The organism is Kocuria sp. CPCC 205260 (assembly GCF_040981045.1).
GTDB lineage: Bacteria > Actinomycetota > Actinomycetes > Actinomycetales > Micrococcaceae > Kocuria > Kocuria palustris.
On sequence record NZ_JAVKPT010000001.1, the window covers coordinates 546,042 to 570,212 of the forward strand.

Annotated in this window: 22 protein-coding genes and 2 tRNA genes; 11 read left to right on the top strand and 13 right to left on the bottom strand. The window is 70.4% G+C overall.

Annotated elements, in window-relative coordinates; translation table 11 throughout:
* Positions 1–91: 91 nt before the first annotated feature.
* Positions 92–1,636 carry a methionine--tRNA ligase gene (metG, locus tag RF645_RS02430; protein ID WP_368818671.1) on the bottom strand — a complete coding sequence of 515 codons (1,545 nt, stop codon included), beginning with the start codon at positions 1,634–1,636 and terminating at the stop codon, positions 92–94.
* Positions 1,637–1,855: 219 nt separating this feature from the next.
* Between metG and RF645_RS02435 the strand changes: the two genes are divergently transcribed.
* A complete protein-coding gene (locus RF645_RS02435; RefSeq protein WP_006215175.1) occupies positions 1,856–2,527 on the top strand; it encodes an AIM24 family protein in 672 nt (223 codons plus the stop codon).
* A 77-nt stretch (positions 2,528–2,604) separates the two neighbouring features.
* Here the strand turns inward: RF645_RS02435 and ilvC are convergent, their stop codons facing one another.
* The 3 genes from ilvC to RF645_RS02450 form a co-directional block, all read right to left on the bottom strand.
* Positions 2,605–3,633: a ketol-acid reductoisomerase gene (ilvC, locus tag RF645_RS02440; RefSeq protein ID WP_368818537.1), complete on the bottom strand. Its 1,029-nt coding sequence runs from the start codon at positions 3,631–3,633 to the stop codon at positions 2,605–2,607.
* Between the two features lie 115 nt (positions 3,634–3,748).
* Entirely contained in the window at positions 3,749–4,267 is a 519-nt protein-coding gene (ilvN, locus tag RF645_RS02445; protein WP_024290754.1) for an acetolactate synthase small subunit, read from the bottom strand.
* Complete coding sequence (locus RF645_RS02450) at positions 4,260–6,137, bottom strand: acetolactate synthase large subunit (RefSeq protein ID WP_137801713.1); 1,878 nt, start codon at positions 6,135–6,137, stop codon at positions 4,260–4,262. The genes ilvN and RF645_RS02450 overlap by 8 nt, the downstream gene beginning before the upstream one ends.
* Before the next feature lie 618 nt (positions 6,138–6,755).
* On the opposite strand from RF645_RS02450, the gene RF645_RS02455 reads away from it, so the two are divergent.
* A tRNA-Lys gene (locus tag RF645_RS02455) sits at positions 6,756–6,828 on the top strand.
* Between the two features lie 102 nt (positions 6,829–6,930).
* Here RF645_RS02455 and RF645_RS02460 read toward each other — a convergent pair.
* On the bottom strand, positions 6,931–7,455 hold the full coding sequence (locus RF645_RS02460; protein WP_368818538.1) for a MarR family winged helix-turn-helix transcriptional regulator: 525 nt from the start codon (positions 7,453–7,455) through the stop codon (positions 6,931–6,933).
* Between the two features lie 124 nt (positions 7,456–7,579).
* Here RF645_RS02460 and bcp point away from each other — a divergent pair, with 124 nt between their 5' ends.
* From bcp to RF645_RS02500, 8 genes are all read left to right on the top strand, one after another.
* A complete protein-coding gene (bcp, locus tag RF645_RS02465; RefSeq protein ID WP_006215181.1) occupies positions 7,580–8,053 on the top strand; it encodes a thioredoxin-dependent thiol peroxidase in 474 nt (157 codons plus the stop codon).
* A gap of 67 nt (positions 8,054–8,120) precedes the next feature.
* A tRNA-Leu gene (locus tag RF645_RS02470) sits at positions 8,121–8,200 on the top strand.
* A 75-nt stretch (positions 8,201–8,275) separates the two neighbouring features.
* Positions 8,276–9,898, top strand: coding sequence for an ABC transporter substrate-binding protein (locus RF645_RS02475; RefSeq protein WP_259903554.1), 1,623 nt, complete (start codon positions 8,276–8,278; stop codon positions 9,896–9,898).
* A gap of 119 nt (positions 9,899–10,017) precedes the next feature.
* Positions 10,018–11,484 carry a malate:quinone oxidoreductase gene (locus tag RF645_RS02480; RefSeq protein ID WP_368818672.1) on the top strand — a complete coding sequence of 489 codons (1,467 nt, stop codon included), beginning with the start codon at positions 10,018–10,020 and terminating at the stop codon, positions 11,482–11,484.
* A gap of 228 nt (positions 11,485–11,712) precedes the next feature.
* Complete coding sequence (locus RF645_RS02485; RefSeq protein WP_024290760.1) at positions 11,713–12,174, top strand: MarR family winged helix-turn-helix transcriptional regulator; 462 nt, start codon at positions 11,713–11,715, stop codon at positions 12,172–12,174.
* Between the two features lie 209 nt (positions 12,175–12,383).
* Positions 12,384–13,547, top strand: coding sequence for a YihY/virulence factor BrkB family protein (locus RF645_RS02490; protein ID WP_006215185.1), 1,164 nt, complete (start codon positions 12,384–12,386; stop codon positions 13,545–13,547).
* A 143-nt stretch (positions 13,548–13,690) separates the two neighbouring features.
* Positions 13,691–14,791: an S-(hydroxymethyl)mycothiol dehydrogenase gene (locus RF645_RS02495; RefSeq protein WP_368818539.1), complete on the top strand. Its 1,101-nt coding sequence runs from the start codon at positions 13,691–13,693 to the stop codon at positions 14,789–14,791.
* Positions 14,788–15,498, top strand: coding sequence for an MBL fold metallo-hydrolase (locus tag RF645_RS02500; protein ID WP_368818540.1), 711 nt, complete (start codon positions 14,788–14,790; stop codon positions 15,496–15,498). Before RF645_RS02495 ends, RF645_RS02500 begins: the two co-directional genes overlap by 4 nt.
* Before the next feature lie 36 nt (positions 15,499–15,534).
* On the opposite strand, the gene RF645_RS02505 is transcribed toward RF645_RS02500, so the two are convergent.
* The gene (locus RF645_RS02505; protein ID WP_368818541.1) at positions 15,535–17,292 is read right to left on the bottom strand and encodes a hypothetical protein; all 1,758 of its coding nucleotides are present in this window, start codon (positions 17,290–17,292) and stop codon (positions 15,535–15,537) included.
* Positions 17,293–17,429: 137 nt separating this feature from the next.
* Here RF645_RS02505 and RF645_RS02510 point away from each other — a divergent pair, with 137 nt between their 5' ends.
* Entirely contained in the window at positions 17,430–18,716 is a 1,287-nt protein-coding gene (locus RF645_RS02510) for a hypothetical protein (RefSeq protein WP_368818542.1), read from the top strand.
* Positions 18,717–18,744: 28 nt separating this feature from the next.
* Here the strand turns inward: RF645_RS02510 and RF645_RS02515 are convergent, their stop codons facing one another.
* The 7 genes from RF645_RS02515 to clpS all read right to left on the bottom strand — a co-directional run bounded on the left by RF645_RS02515 (position 18,745) and on the right by clpS (position 24,164).
* Positions 18,745–19,614 (bottom strand): phosphotransferase family protein, encoded by an 870-nt coding sequence (locus tag RF645_RS02515; protein WP_006215191.1) that lies wholly within the window; start codon positions 19,612–19,614, stop codon positions 18,745–18,747.
* Between the two features lies 1 nt (position 19,615).
* Positions 19,616–20,383: an RdgB/HAM1 family non-canonical purine NTP pyrophosphatase gene (gene rdgB, locus RF645_RS02520; RefSeq protein WP_368818543.1), complete on the bottom strand. Its 768-nt coding sequence runs from the start codon at positions 20,381–20,383 to the stop codon at positions 19,616–19,618.
* The gene (rph, locus tag RF645_RS02525; RefSeq protein ID WP_006215193.1) at positions 20,376–21,152 is read right to left on the bottom strand and encodes a ribonuclease PH; all 777 of its coding nucleotides are present in this window, start codon (positions 21,150–21,152) and stop codon (positions 20,376–20,378) included. Before rph ends, rdgB begins: the two co-directional genes overlap by 8 nt.
* A gap of 66 nt (positions 21,153–21,218) precedes the next feature.
* On the bottom strand, positions 21,219–22,115 hold the full coding sequence (locus tag RF645_RS02530; protein WP_006215194.1) for an MBL fold metallo-hydrolase: 897 nt from the start codon (positions 22,113–22,115) through the stop codon (positions 21,219–21,221).
* A complete protein-coding gene (gene murI / locus RF645_RS02535; RefSeq protein ID WP_368818544.1) occupies positions 22,112–23,107 on the bottom strand; it encodes a glutamate racemase in 996 nt (331 codons plus the stop codon). Before murI ends, RF645_RS02530 begins: the two co-directional genes overlap by 4 nt.
* A 104-nt stretch (positions 23,108–23,211) precedes the next feature.
* Entirely contained in the window at positions 23,212–23,805 is a 594-nt protein-coding gene (locus RF645_RS02540; RefSeq protein WP_137801708.1) for a DUF2017 domain-containing protein, read from the bottom strand.
* Positions 23,805–24,164 (bottom strand): ATP-dependent Clp protease adapter ClpS, encoded by a 360-nt coding sequence (clpS, locus tag RF645_RS02545; RefSeq protein ID WP_368818546.1) that lies wholly within the window; start codon positions 24,162–24,164, stop codon positions 23,805–23,807. Before clpS ends, RF645_RS02540 begins: the two co-directional genes overlap by 1 nt.
* Between the last annotated feature and the right edge of the window lie 7 nt (positions 24,165–24,171).

Consider the following 24,171-nt stretch of genomic DNA (forward strand, 5'->3'; position numbering starts at 1 on the left):
CACGATACGACGGCGCGGGCCCGCCGTCCCCGGACCGCGATGTCATCTCATGATGTGAGACGAACGTCCACGTTGCGGGCAGGCAGGGCGCTCAATCCTTCGAGGGCTCCTCGTAGCGCGGGAAGACCGGCGTGGGCTTGGGCAGCGGTGTGCCGGGCACGAGCTCGCGCGACAGCGCGGTGAACTCGCGGTCCTGCGCTTCCTGCCCGAGCGCGTCGAGCAGGCGTGCGGCCGATCCGGGCATGACGGGCTGGACCAGCACCGCGACCGTGCGCACGACCTCGAGCGTGGACCACAGCACCGTGGCCATGCGCCCGGGATCGGTCTTGCGCAGCACCCACGGCTCCTGCGAGCTGAAGTAGCGGTTGCACTGCGCCACGACCTTCCAGATCTGCTCAAGACCGCGATGGAACTGGAGCGCGTCGAAGGCCTCGCGGACCTGCGGCAGCAGGGCGTGGGCGTCGTCGAGGATCTGGCGGTCCTCGGCCGTGAGCTCGCCCGGCTGCGGGGCGCTGCCCTCGAGGTTCTTGGCCACCATGGACAGCGAGCGCTGAGCCAGGTTGCCGAGGTCATTCGACAGGTCCGAATCGATGCGCGAGACGATCGCCTCGTGCGAGTACGAGCCGTCCTGTCCGAAGGGGACCTCGCGCATGAGGAAGAAGCGCAGGGCGTCGAGGCCGTAGACGCTGACCAGCGACTGCGGGTCGATCACGTTGCCCACGGACTTGGACATCTTCTCGCCCTGGTTGAACAGGAAGCCGTGCCCGAAGACCTTCCGCGGGACCGGCAGTCCGGCCGACATCAGGAAGGCCGGCCAGTAGACCGAGTGGAAGCGGATGATGTCCTTGCCGATGATGTGCACGTCCGCCGGCCAGAACTTCTGGAAGAGCTCGCCGTCGACATCCGGGTAGCCCACACCCGTCAGGTAGTTGGTCAGGGCGTCCACCCACACGTACATGACGTGATCCGGGTCCCCGGGCACGGGGACGCCCCAGTCGAAGGTGGTCCGCGAGATCGACAGGTCGCGCAGTCCGCCGCGCACGAATTCGGCGACCTCGTTGCTGCGCGACTGCGGGCCCACCAGCCCGTCCTCGTAGAGGGCCAGCAGACGGTCCTGATAGGCGGAGAGCCGGAAGAAGTAGGAGGACTCCTCGGTCCAGGTCAGCTCCGTGCCAGTGCCCTTGGACAGGCGCACGCCGTCGACGACCTCGGTCTCGTCCTCGGCGTAGTAGGCCTCGTCGCGCACCGAGTACCACCCCGAGTACGAGTCCAGGTAGATGTCCCCGTTGGCCTCCATGCGCCGCCAGATCTCCTGCGAGGCCTCGTAGTGATCCGCATCCGTGGTGCGGATGAAGCGGTCGTAGGAGACCTGGAGCATGTCGTCCATGGACCGGAACGCGGCCGCGTTGCGATCGGCGAGCTGCTTGGGCGCGATGCCCTCGCGGTCGGCGGTCTGCTGCATCTTCTGGCCGTGCTCGTCGGTGCCGGTCAGGAAGCGGACGTCATAGCCGTCCAGGCGCTTGAACCGGGCCAGGACATCCGCGGCGATGGCCTCGTAGGCGTGCCCGATGTGCGGCGCCCCGTTGGGGTACGAGATGGCGGTCGTGAGGTAGAACGCCGGTCGCGCGCTGGTCACGGTCTCGGGCTCGGGGGTCTCGGCGCTCACGTCGGCAGTCTGCTCAGAAGTCACGCGGACCATCGTAGCGGCGACGACCGCGCCCGCCCCACCGCCGGCGCCGTGCCCGACCCGACACGGAGCGGCCACGATCCCGTCAAGTATTCACTTAAGCAATTTCATGTGAGACCCTGATCCTGCCCGCGACCGTCGGGCGTCTCCCAGCACGAAAGGCACGCGATGCGCAGCGAACTGTTCGCCCCGGATCACATGGAGCGCGAGACGCAGGACCAGTGGGCCCTGCAGTCCTCCAAGATGCTCCGGGTCAACATGTCCCAGGACATCATCGCCACCAAGGGCGCCATGGTGGCCTATCAGGGGCAGATGACCTTCACCCACGAGGGCTCCGGCTCCCTGGGCAAGTTCCTCAAGAAGGCCATGACCAGCGAGGGCGGGGCCATGATGCGCGTCTCCGGCCAGGGCGAGGTCTTCTTCGCGCGCCAGGCGCGCAACATCTTCCTGATCCAGCTCGAGGGCGAGGCCATCACGGTCGACTCCGACTCCCTGCTGGCCTTCGACGGCTCCCTGAACTGGGACATCAAGCGCATCCAGGGCGCGGGCTTCATGGCCGGCGGCCTGTTCAACCTCGAGCTGTCCGGTCACGGCTTCATCGCCGTGTGCTGCGACGGCGAGCCCATGGTCCTGGATGCCTCGACGCAGCCCACCTTCGTGGATCCCCAGGCCGCGGTGTGCTGGTCCACCAACCTGGCGCCGTCCATCAAGAACGACTTCAACTTCTCGGGCATGTTCCGCGGCGGCTCCGGGGAGGCCTTCCAGCTGGCCTTCCACGGCCCCGGCTTCGTCGTCGTCCAGCCCTCCGAGGGCGTTCCGGTGATCACCACCGGCAGCTGATCGGCTGCGCACAGCGCGACGGCGGCCTCCCCTCCTGATGGAGGGGAGGCCGCCGTCGTGATGAGGTGCTGCGCGGATCAGCGAGCGGCGGAGCCCTCGTTGTAGTCGGCGTCCGAGTCCGACCAGACGAACAGCTTGCGCAGCTCGCGGCCGACGGACTCGATCTTGTGGCCCTGGCCCTTCTCGCGCAGCTGCTGGAACTCCTGGGCGCCGTTGTCCTGGTCCTCGATGAACCGGCGGGCGAAGGTGCCGTCCTGGATGTCGGCGAGCACGGCCTTCATGTTCTCCTTGACCGACGAATCGATCACGCGCGGCCCGGAGACGTAGTCGCCGTACTCGGCGGTGTCCGAGATCGACCAGCGCTGCTTGGAGATGCCGCCCTCGACCATGAGGTCGACGATCAGCTTGAGCTCGTGCAGGACCTCGAAGTACGCGATCTCCGGCTGGTAGCCGGCCTCGGTCAGCGTCTCGAAGCCGTACTGGACCAGCTGGGACATGCCTCCGCACAGCACGGCCTGCTCGCCGAACAGATCCGACTCGGTCTCCTCGGTGAAGGTCGTCTTGATCACGCCGGCGCGAGCGCCGCCGATGGCCTTCGCGTAGGACAGGGCGAGCTCCAGCGCCTTGCCGGAGGCGTCGACCTCCACGGCGACCAGGTCCGGCACGCCGCGCCCGGCCTCGAACTCGCGGCGCACGGTGTGGCCCGGGCCCTTGGGCGCGACCATGGCGACGTCGACGCCCTGCGGGGCCTCGATGTAGCCGAAGCGGATGTTGAAGCCATGCGCGAAGAAGATCGCGTCGCCGTCGGCGAGGTTCGGCTGGATCGACTCGGCGTACACGGTGCGCTGGACCTGATCCGGGGTCAGGATCATGATGACGTCGGCCTCGGCGGCGGCCTCGGCCACCGTCAGGACGCGCAGGCCCTCGGCCTCGGCCTTGGCGCGCGAGCGGGAGCCCTCGGCCAGGCCGATGCGGACGTCGACGCCCGAGTCGCGCAGGTTCAGCGCGTGGGCGTGGCCCTGGGAGCCGTAGCCGATGACCGCGACCTTGCGGCCCTGGATGATCGAGAGGTCGGCGTCATCCTCGTAGAAGATCTCTGCTGCCATGTTCGTGTGCATCTCCTTGGGTGGGTGACCCGCAGCGGGTGCGGGCGTTTCGGTGCCGGCGCCGCGCCTGCGACGATGCCCCGTTCCGTGCTCGACGGCCCGGGGCGGGGCCGCATCAGTGGCGCAGCGCGCGGTCGGTGATGGACTTCGATCCGCGACCGAGCGCCAGCGTACCGGCACGGGCGATCTCGCGGATTCCGAAGGGCTGGAGGACCTCGAGCAGCGCTTCTAGCTTGTTCGAGGAGCCGGTGGCCTCGATGACGACCGAGTCCGGGGAGACGTCGATGATCGAGGCGCGGAAGAGGTCGGCGGCCTGGGTGACCTGCAGCCGCGTTGCCGCATCCGCCCGGACCTTGATCATGACGTGCTCCCGGGAGACCGAGGCCTCCGGGGCGAGCTCCACGATCTTGATCACGTTCACCAGCTTGTTCAGCTGCTTGGTGACCTGCTCGAGGGAGTGCGGGTCCGCGTTCACGACGACCGTGATGCGGGAGAGCCCCTCCTGGTCCGTGCCGCCCACGGCGAGCTGGTCGATGTTGAACGCGCGCCGGGCGAACAGGGCGGCCACACGGGTCAGGACGCCCGGCTTGTCCTCCACGAGGACCGAGAGGGTGTGTCGGGACTGCTCAGGCATCGTCCTGGTTCCAATCTGGCGTCATGTTCTGGGCGATCTGGATCAGGTCGTTCGCCACGCCGGAGGGCACCATGGGCCACACCATGGCGTCGGCGGAGACCACGAAGTCGATGACGACCGGGCGGTCGTTCACCTCCATGGCCGCGCGGATGGTCTCCTCGACGTCCTCCTCCCGCTCGCAGCGGAAGACGGCGCAGCCGTAGGCCTCGCCGAGCTTGAGGAAGTCGGGGACCCGCCGGGAGTCATGGCCCGTGTTCAGGTGGGTGTTCGAGTAGCGGCCGTCGTAGAACAGGGTCTGCCACTGCCGCACCATGCCCAGCGAGCTGTTGTTGATGACCGCGACCTTGATGTTGATCCCGTTGAGCGTGCACGTGGCCAGCTCCTGGTTGGTCATCTGGAAGCAGCCGTCGCCGTCGATGGCCCACACCGTGCGCTCGGGCTCGGCGACCTTGGCGCCCATGGCCGCGGGCACGGCGAAGCCCATGGTGCCCAGTCCGGCGGAGTTCAGCCACTGGCGCGGGCGCTCGTGGCGGATGAACTGCGAGGACCACATCTGGTGCTGGCCCACGCCCGCGGCGTAGACCGACTCCGGTCCGCTGAGCTCCGAGATCTTCTGGATCACGAGCTGCGGGCTGAGATGGCCGTCCTCGGTCGGGGTCCAGCCGAGCGGGTAGGTCTCGCGCACGCCGTCGAGGACCTTCCACCAGTCGGCGAGGTCCGGCAGCTGCTGCGTGCCGGAGCGCAGCGCCTCGGAGAGATCCGGGATCACCGTGGCCAGATCGCCCACGATCGGGACGTCGGCGACGCGGTTCTTGGAGATCTCCGCGGGGTCGACGTCTGCATGGATGACCTTGGCGTTCGGGGCGAAGGAGGCGAGGACACCGGTCACGCGGTCGTCGAACCGAGCGCCCAGGGCGATCAGCAGGTCCGCCTGCTGCATGGCGTAGACGGCCGGCACCGTGCCGTGCATGCCCGGCATGCCCAGGTTCTGGGGGTGGGAGTCCGGGAAGACACCGCGGGCGGTGAGGGTCGTGACGACCGGGGCGCCCGTGAGCTCGGCCAGCTCGGCCAGCTGCTCGGAGGCCTCCGCCTTGATCGTGCCGCCGCCGGCGTAGATCACCGGACGACGGGCCTCGCGGATCAGGCGCGCGGCCTCGCGGATCTGCTTGGCGTGGCCCCGGGCGATCGGGCGGTAGCCGACCAGGTCCAGGGTGGGCGGCCAGGAGAAGGTCGTGGACGCGACCTGCGCATCCTTGGCGATGTCCACCAGCACGGGGCCGGGACGGCCGGTCGAGGCGAGGTGGAAGGCCTCGGCCATGATGCGAGGGATCTCGTCGGCGTCGGTCACGAGGTAGGAGTGCTTGGTGACCGGCATGGTCATGCCCACGATGTCCGCCTCCTGGAAGGCGTCCGAGCCGATCAGGCTCGAGGCGACCTGACCGGTGATCGCGACCATGGGGATCGAGTCCATGTTGGCATCGGCCAGGGCGGTGACCAGGTTGGTGGCACCCGGGCCGGAGGTCGCGATGCACACGCCCACGCGCCCGGAGGCCATGGCGTAGCCCTCGGCTGCGTGCCCGGCGCCCTGCTCGTGGCGGACCAGGATGTGATTGATGCCCTCGGCGTCCATCAGGGGGTCGTAGGTGGGCAGGATGGCCCCGCCCGGCAGGCCGAAGACGTCCGTGACGCCCAGGGCCTGCAGGGACTTGATGACCGCCCCCGACCCGGTGGTCTCCTCCGGGGCGATCGTGGGGTTCGGCCCCATGACCCGCGGCATGACGACGCCCGAGTCGGAGGCCGCCTTCTGGTGCCCCGCACCCGTGCGCCGACTGGCCATCAGCGCGGGGCTGATCTCTGTTCCACTGCTCATGTCATCGTCCTTCGTGCCGAATCCTCGGCGCTGCGGTCCTCGGCCCAGCGGCCGTTGCAGACATTGTCCCCGATCCGAAGGCCTCCCGCGGCCCCCTGGCGCACGACGGCGCCGGGAGGTCTCGGGCATCTCGCCATCCTCCGGAAGCGGCCGCTCGCCGGCGCCCCGGGTGCCAAGGCGATCGTGCGGGCGGGCTGAACGAGCGAAGGCCCCGATCCATCCTGGTGCGGACGGGCGACGGGGCCTTCAGCTCGCGGGATGCTCAGCGCGCGTCAGACCGGTCGCCCGACTGGGACGACCAGCCCGGTCAGGATGACCGAGTGACGGCGCGCTGTGATCCACTGCATGTCGGCCATGCTCCGATGCCCCGCAAGGGCGTGTCAATCCTCGGGACGACCGTCCCGCATAGTGAGACAGACCACGTCCGGGAGCACCAAGTGGACAGCGCCGGGAACCTCCGGTACATTCTTTCCTCGTCGTTCGACGGAGCACAGCTTCGCGAAACGGATTCCCCGCACCTCTCCTGGAGGTCCAGCGAGTCCGAGTTCGCCCTGTGGTAATGTCTTGCGGCGCAGATCGAAGGAAGCGGCAGCGTTCCGCTCCCCCAGATCGCATCCCGCGCCTCTAGCTCAATTGGCAGAGCAGCTGACTCTTAATCAGCGGGTTCTCGGTTCGAGTCCGAGGGGGCGCACAGGAAAGGCAAAGGGCCCGACTACAGCTGGAGTCGGGCCCTTATGCATGAACGCCGCATGCCGCGCTCGCCGGGGCGCAGAGCCGGCCGGGCGCCGCGGCCTCAGACCGCCCCCGAACCCCCCGCCGCTGGAGCAGACTCGGCAGGGCGCTCACCCTGGTCCTCGGAGACCTCGTACACCGCGCCCTGGGCATCGACATCGAACTTCCAGCGGGAGGCGCCGAGAGTGGAGATGATGTGCGCCAGGCTGCGGCGCAGCTGCTCGTCGCTCAGGGTGCCGTCGTCGATCAGCTCGCCCTCCAGGCGCGAGGCCTCGTTCAGGACGTTCCGGCCCGCCTCGGTGATCGAGACCAGGTGGCTGCGCCGATCCTTGAGATTGGGGCTGCGGCTGATGTGCCCGTGGCTCTCCAGCCGGTGCAGGGTCTTGCCCATGGTCTGCGCCTGGACCCGGACCTCCTGGGCGAGCCGGGCCTGGCTCAGCGTGCCGTGCTCGTGGAGCACGTCCAGCGCCATGTACCCGGCGTGGGTCACGCCCAGGGCCGCCAGCCGCTCGTTCCACGAGTGCTCGACGAGCCGGGCCGCCGTGGACAGGAGGCGATTGGTCGACCACTCGGAGTTCTCGGACATGACACGATTGTAACCATGACGAGGGAAGCAATCCTCACTGCCGCATGGGTTCGGCCCCGACTGCCGGATCAGGCCGATCTGCGACCATGTCAGCAGCACCCGACAGCGACGAAGGAGTCCGAACATGTCCCAGCGACTGACCCCCGGAGAGCAGGCCCCTGACTTCACCCTCACCGATGCCGCAGGCGAGGAGGTCACCCTGTCCGGGCTGCGCGGCAGTCGGGTCATCGTCTACTTCTACCCGAAGGCCTCCACCCCCGGCTGCACCACCCAGGCCTGCGACTTCCAGGACCGCCTGGAGCGCTTCCGCGCCGACGGCTTCGAGGTCCTGGGCATCTCCCCCGATGCCCCCGCCGCTCTCGAGCGCTTCGCGCAGAAGGAGTCGCTCGGCTTCCCCCTGCTCTCGGACCCCGATCACGAGGTCGCCGAGCGCTGGGGCGCCTGGGGCGAGAAGAAGAACTACGGCAAGGTGTACGAGGGATTGATCCGCTCCACGATCGTCGTCGACGCCGACGGCGTCGTCGAGCTCGCCCAGTACAACGTGCGCGCCAAGGGCCACGTGGCCAAGCTGCGCCGGGACCTCGGCCTGGAGGACTGAGGCGATGCGGCCGGCGTCGTCGGCTCCGTCGACGGTATGATCGGGCGGCCCCCGCAGTGCGGGGCGAGCGCGAGTGGTGGAACTGGCAGACACGCAGGATTTAGGTTCCTGTGCTCCGGCGTGCGGGTTCGAGTCCCGCCTCGCGCACTCCCGCAGCGCGCCTGCTCATCGCCCGCGCTCCCGCACCGCCGTCCCCGACCGAGACCAGCCCCAGGAGGAATCGTGAGCGCTCAGCCGACCCGCCGAGCGCTGCTGCTCGGCGCCTCCGCCCTGGCGCTGGCCGGCTGCTCCCGGGGATCGGAAGCCGACTCCGCCTCCGAGGAGCAGAGCGCATCGCAGCGGCCGTACGTGTTCGCCAATGCGGCCACGGCCCCCACGCTGGACCCCACGCTCACGGACAATGTGGAGACCAATCGCGTGGCCCGCCAGGTGCTCGACGGCCTCGTGGCCCCGGATTCCCTGACCGGCGAGGCCGTGCCTGCGCTCGCGGTGAGCTGGGCTGCCTCCGACGACGGACGCACCCTCGACTTCGCTCTGCGTCGCGACGTCGTCTTCCACGACGGCGAGAAGCTCACCGCCCAGAGCGTCTGCCGCAACTTCGAGCGCTGGGCGGCGGCCTCCGTGCGAGACACCGCGACCGGGCGGCACAGCCTGTTCGATGCGATCTTCCGCCGCGGCACCCCCCAGGGAAGCCTCTACGACGGCTGCGAGGCGGTCGACGAGCACACCTTCCGCCTGCTGCTGACCCGCCGCTTCCCCGCCCTCGTCACGTGCCTGACGCACCCGGCCTTCGGGATCGCCTCGAGCGCCTCGATCGACGACGACACCGTCGGCACCGCACCCGTGGGCACTGGGCCATTCCGCGTGGTGCGCGGACTCGACCCGGGCGCAGGCCAGCTCCCGGACGATCCCATCGAGCTCGAGTCCTTCCCCGAGCACTGGAACGGCACCGGAGACATCGGCCGCCTGTCGTTCGTGGCGATCCTCGACCCCCGCATGCGCTACATCGCCCTGGAGACCGGACGCGTGGACGGCTACGACCTGGTCGGGCTCTCGGACTTCGCGCCGCTGGCCCGCGACGGAGTCCAGGTCCTGCAGCGCGACCCCTATGCCCTGTCCTACCTGGGCATCCACACCTCGTCGAAGTGGCTGGACTCCCTCGAGGTCCGCGGCGCGGTGATGTCCGCGATCGATCGGCAGGCGCTGGTGCGCGAGCACTACCCCGAGGGCACCGGGGTGGCCCAGGACTTCATGCCAGCCCGCTTCAACATCCCCGACGGCACCTCCGGATACCCCGGCTACAACCCGCAGGACGCGCGCCGGGCCCTCGAGGACGCCGGCTACGACGGCACGCCCCTGCGCTTCGCCTACCCCACCGGAGCCTCCCGCTCCTGGGCGCTGGAGCCGGAGCGGCTCTACGCCGACATCTCGGAGCAGCTGGTGCGCTGCGGGTTCGAGATCGAGCCGGTGCCGCTGCCCTGGAGCACCTACGCGCAGAGCCTGCGCACCCGCTCCGCCGATCACGACCTCTTCCTCAGCGGCCTCAGCGGCGGGCTGCGCGATCAGGACTTCTTCACGGCCGTGCTCTTCTCCGCGACCACCCCGGAGCTCGACCTGCGATCCGAGAGCCTCCACGAGCTCATCGAGGAGGCCGCGGAGGTCCCGGACGGCGAGCAGCGCCAGGAGCTCTACAGCAGAGTCGGCGACCAGGTCGCCCAGCACCGCGCCGCGCTGCCCCTGGCCTTCCCCATCACTGCCGTGGCCGTGAATCAGCGCACGGCGTCCTTCCCCCTGTCCTCCACGGGCTTCGAGCCCTTCCGCGAGGTCGAGCTCACCCAGTCGTGACCGCAGGCACGGCCCACGACGGAGTAGCCTGGGAGGCGACCACGCGCGCGGAGGCCCGGGTCCAGGGCAGCTGATCTCCGCGCCCGAGCAGACGGAGGCCTCTTCACGTGACCAAGACCATGGAATCCACCGACGTCGTCCTGGTGGGCGGCGGCATCATGTCCGCGACCCTGGGCGCCATGCTCACGGAACTCGAGCCGAGCTGGAGCATCACCCTGCTCGAGCGCCTCGACCACGTGGGCCAGGAGAGCTCGGCGGTGTGGAACAACGCCGGCACCGGGCACTCCGCCCTGTGCGAGCTCAACTACGCCCCGCGCGCCGCGGACGGCACGGTCGATGCCACCAAGGCCGTGAAGATCAACGAGCAGTTCCAGGTCTCGCGCCAGTTCTGGTCCACGCTCGTCACCGAGGGCAAGCTCGGCGAGCCGGGCTCGTTCATCAACCCGGTCCCGCACATCTCCATGGTCTTCAACCCGGACCACGTGGAGTACCTGCGGGCCCGCCACGAGTCCTTCTCGCAGCACAAGCTCTTCGAGCGCCTCGAGCTCTCCGAGGACCGCGACCAGATCGCCCAGTGGGCCCCGCTGACCCAGGAGGGCCGCGGCGCCGGCCCCGTGGCCGCTTCCTTCGCCCCGGAAGGCACCGACGTCAACTTCGGCGAGCTGACCCGCCAGCTGATCCGGCACATGGAGGCCAACGGCGCCGAGATCCGCACCGGCGTCCAGGTGCAGAACCTGGACCGCCAGCCGGACGGCACCTGGATCGTGCGCACCCAGAACCGCCTGAACTCGGAGGACTCCCGCGAGATCCGCGCCAAGTTCGTGTTCGTCGGCGCCGGCGGCGGAGCCCTGCCGCTGCTGCAGAAGTCGGGGATCCCGGAGATCAAGGGCTTCGGCGGCTTCCCGGTCTCCGGGCTGTGGCTGCGCAATTCCAACCCCAGCACCGCCGAGCGCCACGACGCCAAGGTCTACGGCCAGGCGGCCGTCGGCGCCCCGCCCATGTCGGTGCCGCACCTGGACACCCGCTACGAGAACGGGAAGAAGTCGCTGCTGTTCGGCCCCTACGGCGGCTTCAAGCCGAACTTCCTCAAGCAGGGCTCCCTGCTGGACCTGCCCAAGTCCGTGCGCCCCGACAACATCTACCCCATGGCCCGCGCAGGCCTGGCCAACCTGGACCTGGTCAAGTACCTGCTCTCCGAGCTGGCCAAGAACAAGGACCAGCGCATGGAGGCCCTGCGCGAGTTCTACCCGCAGGCCCAGGCCGAGGAGTGGGAGCTCGTCCACGCCGGCCAGCGCGTGCAGGTCATGCGCAAGGACAAGAAGAAGGGCGGCGTGCTGCAGTTCGGCACGGAGCTCATCACCGCCGACGACGGCTCGATCGCAGGCCTCCTGGGCGCCTCCCCGGGCGCCTCGACCGCGGTCCCGATCATGATCGACCTGCTGGGACGCTGCTTCCCGAACCACTCCGCGGCCTGGAAGTCCCGCCTCACCGACCTGATCCCCTCGCTGGGTCAGCAGCTCGATGAGAACCCGGCGCTGGCCGACGAGATCATGGGCCACACCGCAAAGACCCTCGGAATCCGATGAGCAGATAGCCTCCGAGCGCTTTCATGACGCACGCCTGAACGACGGCCTTCCATGCATATGCATGGGAGGCCGTCGTCGTCCCGGCCCGTCCTTCCGTGACGTTGCAGGCCACAGACACGGACGGAGACCGCCGTCGGAACTGTCCCCGACCTTTTCTCCGGACACAGGCGCCTTTCGGTGGACACGGAAGAATCATGCATTCGACTTGGATGACATATGATCTGGCTCGTGCCCACCAGAGAATCTGACAACGACCCCGTAGAGACCTCCACCACTGCATGGGAGGCCCTGTACCGAGCCCAGGTCACCGTCATGCGCAAGCTCCAGCGACAGGAGGAGTTCGCGGATCTGTCCATGCGCGAATACGACGTCCTGTTCAACCTGGCCCGCTCCGACGCCCGCGGCATCCGCCTGAACGAGCTCAACGAGTATGTCCTCCTCACGCAGTCCAGCCTCTCCCGCATGCTCGAGAGGCTCGAGGCCAAGGGCCTCGTCCACCGCTGGCAGGATCCCCAGGACCTGCGCGGCCTGCGCATCAGGCTCACCGAGGACGGCAAGGACCTGCAGCAGCGCATCGCGGAGCACTTCGACCGCCACGTGCACGAGCTCATGGTCGCCGGGCTGGACTCGGAGGAGCTGCGCATCCTCACCCGGCTCTCCGATCGCCTGCGCCACAGCCTGACCGACTGATCCCCGCACGGACCTCCCCGGTCCGCGCCCTGCACCATGCGGACCCTGCCGCCTCGACCCGCCCTGCCCGGCGCGTCGGAGCGACGGGGGTCGCGCCGGCTCCCGGGTCCGCGGGCCGGATCTCAGTACACTGAACTCCCGGATCGCGACGGCCGCCCGAGCTCACGAGCGATCCGAGTTCCCTCTCGACCCTCAGCAAGGAGCCCCACGTGGCGAAGAACAACCTTCGCGAGACCCTGGAGCGCGCCGAGGCCCCCGCGGCCGAGAGCAGCTCGAAGCCGGACTCGCCGACCAAGATGAAATGGGGCTATGTCCTCAAGCGGTCGTTCGCGGAGTTCACGCAGGACGGCTGCACGGACCTGGCCGCAGCGCTGACCTACTTCACGGTCTCGGCGATCTTCCCCGGCCTGCTGGCCGTCGTCTCCCTGCTGGGCGTGTTCGGCCAGGGCGAGCAGACCACGCAGGCGATCACCGGCTTCCTGGACGGACGCGTCCCGCCGGAGCTCAACGAGCTGCTCTCCGAGCCGATCAACAACCTCACCAGCTCGACCGGCGGCGGCATCATCGCCCTGATCATCGGTGTGGCCACCGGACTGTGGACGGCCTCCGGCTACGTCGGCGCATTCTCCCGGGCCATGAACCGGATCTACGAGGTCGAGGAGGGCCGCGGCTTCGTCAAGCTCAAGCTGTCCATGCTGCTGACCACGCTGACGGTCGTGATCACCGTGGTGCTGATCTTCCTGATGATCCTGCTCTCCGGCGGCATCGCGGAGACCCTGGGCGATGCCATCGGCCTGGGCTCGACCGCCGTGACCGTGTGGAACATCGCCAAGTGGCCCGTCATCCTCTTGCTGCTCATGCTGCTCGTGGCCGTCCTGTACTACCGGACCCCCAACGTCCGCCAGCCCAAGATGCGCTGGATCTCCCCCGGTGCCGTCTTCGCAATCCTGGGCGCGATCCTGGCCGCCGGCGCTTTCTCCGTCTACGCCACGCAGTTCGCCACGCAGACCGCCACCTACGGCGTCATCGGCGCCGTGATCCTGGGCCTGCTGGGCGTGTGGATCTTCAACAACGTGCTCCTGCTGGGTGCCGAGATCGACGCCGAGGTCGAGCGGGCGCGCGAGCTGCAGGCCGGCATCCCCGCGGAGGACACGCTGCAGCTGCCCCCGCGCGATGTCGGCACGGTCGTGGCGAACATCGAGAAGCAGGACAAGCTCATCGAGCAGGGCCGGCAGCTGCGCCTGGACTCAGACTCCGGGATCGACTACACGGCCAGTGGGAAGGACTCCGGCGCGGCGGGCGCCGACGAGGTCGCCCACTTCGATGACGAGGCCCGCTCCGTGCTCGACGAGCAGCGCCAGCGCGAGGTCTGAGACAGGCGGGCCAGGCACGACGTCTGTGCTGTTCGCTACAGTGGCGGGAGGCGCCGCGGCCCTGGTGCCGCGGCGCCTCCCGCCGTCTTGTCCAGGGTCGGCGGCGAGCATCTGTCCTGAACACGCACGAGGAGCGATCCAGCATGCATGAAGTCAAGGCCGTCGTCGTCAAGGCCAAGGACGAGGCCCCCGTCGTGGAGACCATCCTGGTCCCGGATCCGGGCCCCGGGGAGGCCCTGGTGGACATCCTGACCTGCGGGGTCTGCCAGACCGACATGCACTACCAGGTCGGCGGCGTCTCGGACGACTTCCCGTTCCTGCTCGGACACGAGGCCACCGGCCGCGTGGCCGCCATCGGCGAGGGCGTCACGGACATCGCCGTCGGCGACGAGGTCATCCTCAACTGGCGCGCCGTGTGCGGCCAGTGCCGCGCCTGCCACCGCGGCGAGCCCTGGTACTGCTTCGACACCCTCAACGCCACGCAGAAGATGACCCTGCAGGACGGCACCCCGCTCGAGCCCGCCCTGGGCATCGGCGCCTTCGCGGAGAAGACCCTGGTCGCAGCCGGTCAGTGCACTCGAATCCCGGGCGGTGCCCTCGAGCCGCAGCAGCGCGCGGCCGTCGGGCTGCTCGGCTGCGGCGTGACCGCCGGCCTGGGCGCGGTGCTCAACACCGGTGCCGTGAAGCGCGGCGAGTCCGTGGCCGTGATCGGCTGCGGCGGCGTGGGCACCGCGGCGATCACCGGCGCTCAGCTGGGTGGAGCCACGCGGATCATCGCCGTGGACCTCGACGACGAGAAGCTGGCCACCGCCGAGTCCTTCGGCGCCACGCACAAGGTCAACTCCAAGGAGAAGGACCCCGTCGAGGCCATCCGCGAGATCACCGGCGGCCACGGCGCAGACCTGGTGATCGATGCCGTGGGCATCGCTGCCACCTTCCGCCAGGCCTTCGAGGCCCGTGACCTGGCCGGTCGCATGGTGCTGGTGGGCGTCCCGAACCCGGGCACGGTCACCGACATCGACCTGGCCGAGGTCTTCAGCCACGGCGGCTCCATCAAGTCCGCCTGGTACGGCGACACCCTGCCCGAGCGCGACTTCCCCATGTTCGTGGACCAGTACCGCCTGGGTCGGCTGGACCTTGACAGCTTCGTCTCCGAGCGCATCACCATGGATGACGTCCAGTCCGCTTTCGAGAAGATGAAGCAGGGCCGCGTCCTGCGCTCGGTCGTGGAGGTGGGCGAATGAGCACCGCGCCACAGACCGTCGCCGCCTCCGCCGACGGCTCCGTGCGCGTCGAGCGCGTGGTGACCAGCGGGACCTTCTCCCTCGACGGAGGCACGTGGGAGGTGGAGAACAACGTCTGGATCGTCGGGGACGGCCAGCGCTGCCTGGTGATCGATCCCGCGCACTCCCCGGAGGCCGTGCGGGAGGCGGTGGCAGGCCGAGAGGTCGTGGCGGTCGTGCTGACCCACGGCCACGACGACCACGTGGGCGTGGCCCCGCAGGTGGCCCAGATGCTCGGGGCGCAGACCTGGCTGCATCCGGAGGATCGCGTGCTGTGGGACCAGACCCACCCGCGGACCGCCCCCGATCACGAGATCGCCGAGGGCACGCAGTTCCAGATCGGCTCCCTGAGCCTGCGCGCGCTGCACACTCCGGGCCACGCGCCCGGCTCGGTGTGCCTCTACGCCCCGGAGCTGGGCGTCGTGGACGACCAGGGCTCCCCCGTCGAGCCCCTGAGCGGCGTGGTGTTCTCCGGAGACACCCTCTTCCAGGGCGGTCCCGGAGCCACGGGCCGCTCGTACTCGGATTTCCCCACCATCGTCGAGTCCATCCGCGAGCGCCTGCTCACCCTGCCCGATTCCACGGCGGTGCTCACCGGGCATGGGGACTCCACCACGATCGGGGCCGAGGCCCCGCATGTCCAGGAGTGGCTCGACCGCGGCCACTGATCCGCGGACGCTGATCGATCGCGCCGATCCCAGGCCTCAGTCCTCCGAGAGCATCCTCGGAACGGACTCGGTGCCCGGGATCGGCCGTTCCCCCACCAGGTCCAGGGGCACGCGGCTGCGTCGCGCCATGAGCACGAAGGCGGTCGCCAGAAGAGCCGCCGCCGCCAGGACGGGCAGCAGGGCGGCCGTCTCATAGCCGGCCAGGTCGCCCATGACACCGGCAAGGCCCACGCCCAGGCCCATCCCCACCTGGATGAGGACGCTCGTGGCAGCAGTGAGTCCCCTGACCTCGCTCAGCGGGGTGATCAGCGGGACCGTGGAGAACACGGCCACCAGCGTGGGACCGATCGCAGCGCCCAGGACCGCCAGGATGAGGACCATTCCCAGCGGCCGCGACGGCAGAGACATCAGCAGCGTGGCGAGCACCGTCACCGCCCCGAAGAGCACCCACAGGTTCCAGGGACGACGCGGCCGCGCGCCTGCGGTGATCACCGCCGCCGCCCCAGCGGTGAGGCCCAGGGCCGCGAACTGGGCCCCGATCGTCTCGATGGCCTCGACCGAGGCCGTGAAGTAGACCAGGCACATCTGGATCGAGCCCAGCATCAGCCCGATGCACCCGACGCCCACCACCGGCAGGAAGCGCATGCGCCGCTGCGTGCGCAGCCTGCGTCGCATGGCGGAGTTGAGCGGCTGATGAGTCGGATCGACCAGATGGTTCTGGGCATCCTCGCCCAGGATGTCGGCGGTGGGGTGCAGCAGCAGAGCGGTCGTGCACAGCACGAGCAGCCCGGCGGCGGCCATGATCCCCAGCAACGGCCCCAGCGTGATCGCCAGGACGCCTACGATCAGCGCGCCGAGCACCAGGGGCACGGCGTCCATGACGGCGTCGTGGCGCATGCTCGGCAGGATCAGGACGAGGCTGCGGCGCTGCTCCAGGATGGTGCGCCAGCGCAGCCGGGTCGCGCTGCCCAGCTGCGGTGCGGACAGCCCCGCCAGAAGGCACAGCAGCCACGGCCAGGGCGCGGTGGGCGCGTCCTGCGCCTGCTCCGAGAAGCGGAAGACGAGCCAGCAGATCACGCCCACGTGCAGCAGCGTGTGCAGCAGCAGGATCCACTGCCGGCGGCGGATCCGGTCGCCGCGCACCAGGGCCAGCACCGAGACCGCCTGGCCCAGGTGCACCGCGCCCGCGCAGGCGGCACCCCACAGCTCCTGCCCGGACACGGCGGTGACATAGGTCAGCACCGTCAGCGGCAGGATGACCGACGGAAGCCGCACGATCAGGGTCAGCAGGAGGTACCAGTTGGAGACCACGCCTCGCAGGACGGGGTAGTCACCCACCATCAGGGTGCGCAGCTGCGCCCGTCGGGTGCGCCGATCGCGGCCGCTTCCCTCCTGCGGGGCAGAGCCGTCCTCGGCTCTCGTGTCCGAGGTGAGATCGCCGGCCTGGACGTCGGCTTCCGACGAGGCGCCGGGAGAAGGATCCGCAGGCGCGGCGCCGTCCCCCGCGACGGCGCCGCTGTGCCCCGCAGCACCGAGCTCCGGGCCGCGTCCCGCCGTGCCCGCGCTGGCGATGCCGCCGATCGCCAGCGCGCGGTGGCCCCGGTCCGGCAGCGGCGTGGCCAGCTCTCCCGCGGCGGACTCGCCGGAGCCCGCGGCGGCACCGCTAGGCCCGGAGCCTGTCGGCGCGTCTGCCCGTCCCTCGCCGGTGCTGCTGCGGGATCCCGACCACGAGCCGCCGGCGGCATGGTCGGCTGCGGGTTCGCGGCCGGTGCCGAGCCTGGCCCTGTCGCTCATGGCGCTCCTGGCTGTCGTGCGGACGGATTCACGGCACCGGCTCTGCGCGGTGCTCGGCGCCCAGCCTAGCGCCGAGCGTCGGGGCGGCCCCGCGGGCCTCGTGCCGGGGCGCGTCCCAGCGCTTCTAGGATGGGGCCATGACCGCATCCTCGTCCTCGCCCGCGCTCTCGCCCGATCAGGGCACCCTGGCAGATCTCCCCGGGATCGCCGATCGGGTCCGCGCGATCATGCTCGCAGGGGCACTGGGGGACGCCCTGACGGCGCAGCCCGAGCCCGCGCAAGCCCCTGCGGCCCCGCCCGAGGGCGTCAGCACCGCAGCAGGAGGCCAGGTCCTCGGCATCCCGTCGCCCGGCGCCGCGCAGGATGGCTCGCCCGGTGCGGGTGCGGCCTCTGGAGGAGCGGGGGCGAGCATCGCGGACGCCGCAGCCGTCTCCGGTCCCACGACGCTCCAGCTTCAGCCGCTGCGGATCAGTGCCGACACCCAGCTGAGCCTCTACACGATGGACGGGCTGCTCGAGTCGATCGAATGGGCCTCGGCCGGTGAGGCCGCCGATGAGACCGCCTGCCAGTGGTTGGCGCAGCTGCGCTGGCTGCGCACCCAGGACGTCGAATGGCCGGAGTCCGCACCCTCCCCGCTGCCGCGCTGGATCGACGCCCACCAGGTGCTTCACGCAGATCACGGCCACCAGGGCCAGACGCTGGAGGCGCTGCTCACCGGCAGCATGGGCCTGGTCGAGCGCCCCGTGCTCCCGGAGGCCCAGGACCGGACTGCGGTGATCCGCTCGATCCCCTACGGCCTGCTTCCCGTGGGCTGGCGCTCGATCGCCCCGCTGAGCATCGATGCCGCCGCGATCACCCACGGACGGGCCGAGGCGCAGACGGCCGCGACCGCGCTGGCGCTCATGCTCCAAGCCGCGCAGGTCGAGGGCTGCCGGGGCTCGGAGGAGCCCGTGCGCACTGCCGCCGAGTCCGCGCTGGACGTGCTGGGCCGGCTCACCCGTCCCACCCGCGGCACCTCCGAGCTGCTCCAGGCCGTCCTCGATGGACGCGATCCGTACACCGCCGCGGGCGTGGCACAGGACGCCGACACCCCGCAGGGGCAGGCGGACTCCGGCGCCGCTGGCAGCAGCGCCGGGCCGGACCGGGACACGTCGTCCAGAACGCTGGCCATCGGCCTGCGCTGCGCCCTGGAAGCCGAGCAGACAGGTGCCTCGGCGCCTGAGCTCTGGAAGACGGCCGTGGCCGCGGCCCAGCGGGAGCAGGGCTCGGACGCCCGCGGCAGCGCACCGCTGGCGGCGGCATTGATCGCCGCCGCGCATGGCGGTGCGTCGCTGGAGGCTCAGCAGATCGGGCGGCTGGAGGCCCGGGAGGTCATCGAGGAGGCCTGCCAGCGGTGGGTGCAGCTGCTCGGCCTGACCGGCTGAGCGATCGCCGCTGGGCTCGGTACCCGGCTCAGCGGCGCAGCAGGGCTCGCAGACGAGTGTCGATCCATTCATCGGCCCGAGCCACGGCCTGATTGACCTGCGCCGTGTCCAGATCCTGGACCAGCGTGTAGGCCACCGACTGCATGGGCATGATCCGCGCGTGCAGTCGGGCTCGGTGCAGGATCTCGGGCGGCAGGGCGCCGTCGAGGGTGGGCCAGCCGTACGAGCAGGCCAGTGCGGCCACGTCCTGCGCCGGATCGCCCAGGCTCGCGTGATCCCAGTCGATCACCCCGGCCAGCGCGTCACCGGACCAGATCATGTTCTGGCCCATCAGGTCCGAGTGCACGAGGTGAGGAGTCACCGTCTCCAGCTCGGCCAGATCCCGGATCGCGTGCCGGGCCAGCTCGCGGTTGCGCGGCAGCAGCCGCGGCACGACGTCGTCGAGCATGATCCGACGCCGACGATGCCCGCCCCAATGCTGACCAGGGCGGTCCAGATAGGCCTCCAGCGGTGCGGTGTCGGTGGCCCACAGCTGCTCGAGCAGCGAGATCAGCTCCGCGGTGTCCACCCTGCCCCAGCGGTGCTCGCCATGCACCCAGGACAGGGCGACAGCGCCGTGGCCTCGGCTGCCGTGCACGCGGCTCAGCGGCCGCGGCGTGGCGAAGGAGTACTCGGGCAGCCTGGAGAGGACCTCGGTGCGCCGTACCAGGCTGCGCTTGGCGGCCGGGTTCTTGGCGATGCGCACGCACAGCCGGTCGTCGATCCCGACGACCACGTGCGCGGACCCGCTCGTGATGATCCGCCACGTGCTCGGATCCGGGTGCTCTCCGATCTCGCGCAGCGCGGCATCCACCACATCGGCGTACGGGAGCATGCGCTTCATGCCCAGGGCGACCACCTCAGCGCTCCTCTCCGGGCTCCGCTGCGGGAGCGCGCTGGGAGAGCAGGGCGACCAGGTGCGGCGCCAGGGCGGCCATGGCCTGTCCCCGGTGGCTGATCCGGTTCTTGTGCTCCGGATCGAGCTGGGCGCACGAGACGTCCAGGCCGTCGGGGCGCAGGACGGGGTCGTAGCCGAAGCCGCCGTCGCCGACCGGTTCCTGCAGCAGCGTGCCGCGCAGGTGCCCGAACTCGAGGTGCTCGGCTCCCTCCGGGGTCACCAGAGCTGCGGCGCACACGAAGCCCGCGGCACGGTGCTCATCGGGGATATCGCCCAGCTGGGCCAGCAGGAGCTCGAGATTGGCGGTGTCGTCGCCGTGGCGCCCCGCCCAGCGTGCCGAGAAGATGCCCGGGGCGCCGTGAAGGACGTCGACGGCCAGTCCGGAGTCATCGGCCACGGCAGGCAGGCCGGAGGCCTCGGCGGCCGCGTGCGCCTTGAGCAGCGCGTTGGCCTGGAAGGTCGTGCCGGTCTCACGGACGTCGGGCAGGCCCAGGGAGCCTGCGTCCAGCACGGCGCGCTCGACGTCCAGACCGGGCAGCTCGGCTGCGATCATGGCCCGCAGCTCGGCGAGCTTGCCGGCGTTGTGCGTGGCCAGGACCAGGCGGGCGCCCGATGGGATGGACACCGCGGACGCGTCCGGATCTGGCTCGGGGTCCTCCGGTGCGGATTCCACGGCCGCACCGGGAGCGGTCGGTGCGGCGACCTGGGATGGGTCATGCTGCTCAGGCATCGCGGCCCTCCGCGAGCGTGGCCGCCTGGATCCTCGCCAGATCGGCGCATCCGGCGACCGCCAGGTCCAGGAGGCCGTCGAGCTCGCTGCGATCGAACGGGGCGCCCTCGGCGGTGCCCTGGACCTCCACGAAGGTCCCGGAGCCGGTGACGACCACGTTCATGTCGGTCTCGGCGCGGACGTCCTCGACATAGGGCAGATCCAGCATGGGGACGCCGTCGATGATCCCGACCGAGACCGCGGCCACGGAGTCGGTGAGCGGATCGCCGGTGACCAGGCCCTGGCGTCGGGCCCACCCCATGGCCTCGCTCAGCGCCACATAGGCACCGGTGATCGATGCCGTGCGGGTGCCGCCGTCCGCCTGGAGGACATCGCAGTCCAGGACCACGGTGTTCTCGCCGAGCGCCTTCAGGTCGATCACGGAGCGCAGCGACCGGCCGATGAGCCGGGAGATCTCGTGGGTGCGGCCGCCGATCCTTCCCTTGACCGACTCGCGCTGCGAGCGCGTGCCGGTGGCCCGGGGAAGCATGGCGTACTCGGCGGTGACCCAGCCGCGGCCCTCGCCGCGCAGCCAGCGCGGAACGCCCTCGGTGACCGAGGCGGTGCACAGCACGCGAGTCTGCCCGAACTCGATCAGCGCCGAGCCTTCGGCCTGCGCGGACCAGCCGCGCGTGATGGTGATGGGACGCAGCTCGTCGACGGCGCGTCCGTCCGCTCGGGGTCCGCTCGCGGACGAGGATGCGGCGGGGGTCTCAGCCTCGGAAGTCATGGCGCCCAGCCTAGCCGCGCGCGGGCGGCGGCGGCCAACGGCTCGGCGGGCGAGCCGTGCCGGAGCTCAGCGCGTCTCGGCACCGCGCGTGTTGGGGTCGATCACGCGCATGGTGGTCGTGGTGCTCGGCACCGAGCGGCCCCTGGCCAATACGCGACCGGCGGTGCGGTCCATGTCGGCCACGATCCGGTACGAGGTCGACGGCTGAGCCAGCGAGATCGGACCCGTGAAGGCCTCGGCAGCCTCCCTGACGGCACGGGTCGGCGAGTTCCACACGGGCAGGTGCGTGAGCATCAGCTCATCGGCATCGGCATCGTCGGCGGTCTGCCCGGCGCGCAGGCCCGTGAGGTGGATCCCCCGGTAGGCGTCGCGGCCCTCGTGGTAAGCGGCCTCGCACAGGAAGAGATCGGCATTGCGGGCGGCCTCGGTGAGGCCCTCGCAGGCGTCGCTGTCCCCGGAGTAGGTCAGCACGCTGCTGCCGTCGGCTCCGTCGTACTCGACGCGCAGCGCGAACGGATCCTCGACCGGGTGCTCGACCCGGTGAGGGGTGATGCGGAACGGGCCGATCTCCACGGCCCGGCCGTCCTCCCACTGCCCGATCGTGAACTCGTTCTCGATCGTCTCCGCGGAGGCCAGGACGTGGGCGGCCTCCATGTAGTCCATCATCCCGGCCGGGCCCCAGACCGGGACCGGGCCGGCCCCCCAGCCGCGCGGATCCCACTTCACCGCCACGTGCAGCCCCGCCAGGTCGACGCAGTGATCCGGGTGAAGGTGGCTGATCAGGACGGCATCGATCTCCGAGAGCTCGATGTGGCGCTGCAGCGCGCCCAGCGACCCGTTGCCGAGGTCCATGAGCACCCGCCAGGTCCGACCCTCATGATCGGTTCCGGTGAGCAGGTAGCAGGAGGCAGGGGAATCGGGGCCGGCGAACGAGCCGGTGCAGCCGATCACGGTCAGGATCATGAGACGGGGCCTTCATCGTCGGAGGCGCGGACAGGGGACGGGCCGGCGGAGGAGCGGTCCTTCACGGCGGCGTGCTCGGCGAGCATCTGCGAGCTCACCTGGGACAGCGAGCCCGTGGGGAACTGCTCGGCCACCGAGCCCACGTGGCGCACCGCCGTGACCTCCGGGCCCAGGAAGCGCCGGGCCAGGATCTGGAAGGGCTCCGGATCTCCCGTGGCCAGGAACTCGTGGGGCTCCTGCGGCGGCTGGACGCGCGCCAGGTCATGGCGCACCAGTGCGCGGTAGACGTCCTTGGCGGTCTCCTCCGCAGAGGAGACCAGCGTGACCGCCTCCCCCATGACGTAGGAGATCACGCCGGTGAGCAGCGGGTAGTGCGTGCAGCCGAGCACGAGGGTGTCCACCCCGGAGTCCTGCAGCGGACGCAGGTACTCCTGAGCGGTCTCGAGGACCTCGGGACCGGTGGTTACCCCGGCCTCGACGAACGGCACGAACCGGGGGCAGGCCACGGAGCGCACCTCGAGCTGCGGAGCGGCCGCGAAGGTGTCCTCGTAGGCCCGCGAGCCCACGGTGGCCTGGGTGGCGATCACGCCGATGCGGCCGTTGCGCGTGGAGGACACGGCCCGGCGCACGGCCGGCTGGATGACCTCCACCACGGGGATGCCGTAGGCGCGCGTGTAGCGCTCCCGGGCATCGCGCAGGACGGCCGCCGAGGCGGTGTTGCAGGCGATCACCAGCACCTTGACCCCGGAGTCCACCAGCTCGTCCATGATCCGCAGCGCGTGGGCGCGGACCTCGGCGATCGGCAGCGGACCGTAGGGGCCGTTGAGGGTGTCGCCCACGTAGACGATCCGCTCATCCGGCAGCTGGTCGATGATCGCCCGGGCGACCGTCAGCCCGCCCACGCCGGAATCGAACACGCCGATGGGAGCATCGGGCGACGGACCCTCGACGGGTCCGTCTGCCGCTTCTGTGATCCCCGGAATCTCGCGCATAGGGCACCCAGGGTAGACCGGTGCCGCTCAGCAGCCTGAACCGCGCGCCGACGAGGTCACGGAGATCACTTCACACGATGACTCATGCAGAGTCCTCACGCTGGTCAGAGGCCCTGCGCCGGCTGATCATCCGTCCCGTCATCCTCCGGCAGCTCCACCAGCATGGCCTGGATCAGCGAGTCCTGCAGCCACGAGACGAAGCCGTAGACGACGGCCATGTAGGTCTCGGTGTCCTTGGGCTTCTTCCCGGAGGCCTTCTCCACCCGACGGGCGTCCGCCTCCGAGTCGATCCCCAGCCGGGTCGAGAGCACCAGACGGATGTCGTTGAGCGCCCGGGAGACGTCGCTGGCCGCCGCGGGGCTCAGGCGCACGGGATCGGACTCGAAGGCGAGTGCCGCAGCGCGCAGCGAGGCGACCTTCTGCTCGCGCAGGGACCGGTCGGTGAAGCGGCGGAACTCCTCCGCCTGCTCCGGATCCTGGCTGCCAGCCGGCAGCAAGCGCGCCACCGCCGGATCCTGCGGCGCCTCGACGGGACCGTCGCCGCCGAGCAGGGCCTCCAGCGGATCTGCCTCCGGAGCGGCCTGCTCGAGCTCGAGCAGGCCGATGATGTCCTGGCACAGCCTGACCAGCAGCCCTCGCTCATCCGCGGAGAGCCGGGCGGAGAGGCCGTGGGCCCCCGAGCGGAATCCATGCGCCATCAGCTGCGCACCCCTTCCGCGTCCTGGCCTCCGCCTGCGCGCTCGTAGGTGGCCATCAGGCCATAGCCGTGCAGGGCGGCGACATGGCGCTCGGCCTCCTCCAGAGTGCCCTCGGCCACGATCGCCCGGCCCCGCTCGTGGACCTCGAGCATCAGGGCGTGGGACTTGGCCTGCGAGAAGCCGAAGTGCGTGCGGAAGACCCAGGTCACCCACGACATGAGATTCACGGGATCGTCCCAGACCACCACGTGCCACGGGATCTCCAGGGCGGTGCGCTGGGCGGTGTCGACCTCCGGGCGCTCGTCCAGATCCGGTCCGAGGCTGGTCAGAGGCGTGCGGGTTCTCGTGCTGAGCTCCATGATGTGC

What these genes read in the sequence shown, in the direction of transcription:
- RF645_RS02435 (WP_006215175.1), top strand. Translation starts at nt 1,856, where the DNA reads ATGCGCAGCGAACTGTTCGCCCCGGATCACATGGAGCGCGAGACGCAG.
- ilvC (WP_368818537.1), bottom strand. Translation starts at nt 3,633, where the DNA reads ATGGCAGCAGAGATCTTCTACGAGGATGACGCCGACCTCTCGATCATC.
- RF645_RS02450 (WP_137801713.1), bottom strand. Translation starts at nt 6,137, where the DNA reads ATGAGCAGTGGAACAGAGATCAGCCCCGCGCTGATGGCCAGTCGGCGC.
- bcp (WP_006215181.1), top strand. Translation starts at nt 7,580, where the DNA reads ATGTCCCAGCGACTGACCCCCGGAGAGCAGGCCCCTGACTTCACCCTC.
- RF645_RS02480 (WP_368818672.1), top strand. Translation starts at nt 10,018, where the DNA reads ATGGAATCCACCGACGTCGTCCTGGTGGGCGGCGGCATCATGTCCGCG.
- ilvN (WP_024290754.1), bottom strand. Translation starts at nt 4,267, where the DNA reads ATGCCTGAGCAGTCCCGACACACCCTCTCGGTCCTCGTGGAGGACAAG.
- RF645_RS02500 (WP_368818540.1), top strand. Translation starts at nt 14,788, where the DNA reads ATGAGCACCGCGCCACAGACCGTCGCCGCCTCCGCCGACGGCTCCGTG.
- clpS (WP_368818546.1), bottom strand. Translation starts at nt 24,164, where the DNA reads ATGGAGCTCAGCACGAGAACCCGCACGCCTCTGACCAGCCTCGGACCG.
- murI (WP_368818544.1), bottom strand. Translation starts at nt 23,107, where the DNA reads ATGCGCGAGATTCCGGGGATCACAGAAGCGGCAGACGGACCCGTCGAG.
- RF645_RS02505 (WP_368818541.1), bottom strand. Translation starts at nt 17,292, where the DNA reads ATGAGCGACAGGGCCAGGCTCGGCACCGGCCGCGAACCCGCAGCCGAC.
- RF645_RS02460 (WP_368818538.1), bottom strand. Translation starts at nt 7,455, where the DNA reads ATGTCCGAGAACTCCGAGTGGTCGACCAATCGCCTCCTGTCCACGGCG.
- rdgB (WP_368818543.1), bottom strand. Translation starts at nt 20,383, where the DNA reads ATGCCTGAGCAGCATGACCCATCCCAGGTCGCCGCACCGACCGCTCCC.
- RF645_RS02540 (WP_137801708.1), bottom strand. Translation starts at nt 23,805, where the DNA reads ATGGCGCATGGATTCCGCTCGGGGGCCCACGGCCTCTCCGCCCGGCTC.
- RF645_RS02510 (WP_368818542.1), top strand. Translation starts at nt 17,430, where the DNA reads ATGACCGCATCCTCGTCCTCGCCCGCGCTCTCGCCCGATCAGGGCACC.
- RF645_RS02530 (WP_006215194.1), bottom strand. Translation starts at nt 22,115, where the DNA reads ATGATCCTGACCGTGATCGGCTGCACCGGCTCGTTCGCCGGCCCCGAT.
- rph (WP_006215193.1), bottom strand. Translation starts at nt 21,152, where the DNA reads ATGACTTCCGAGGCTGAGACCCCCGCCGCATCCTCGTCCGCGAGCGGA.
- RF645_RS02495 (WP_368818539.1), top strand. Translation starts at nt 13,691, where the DNA reads ATGCATGAAGTCAAGGCCGTCGTCGTCAAGGCCAAGGACGAGGCCCCC.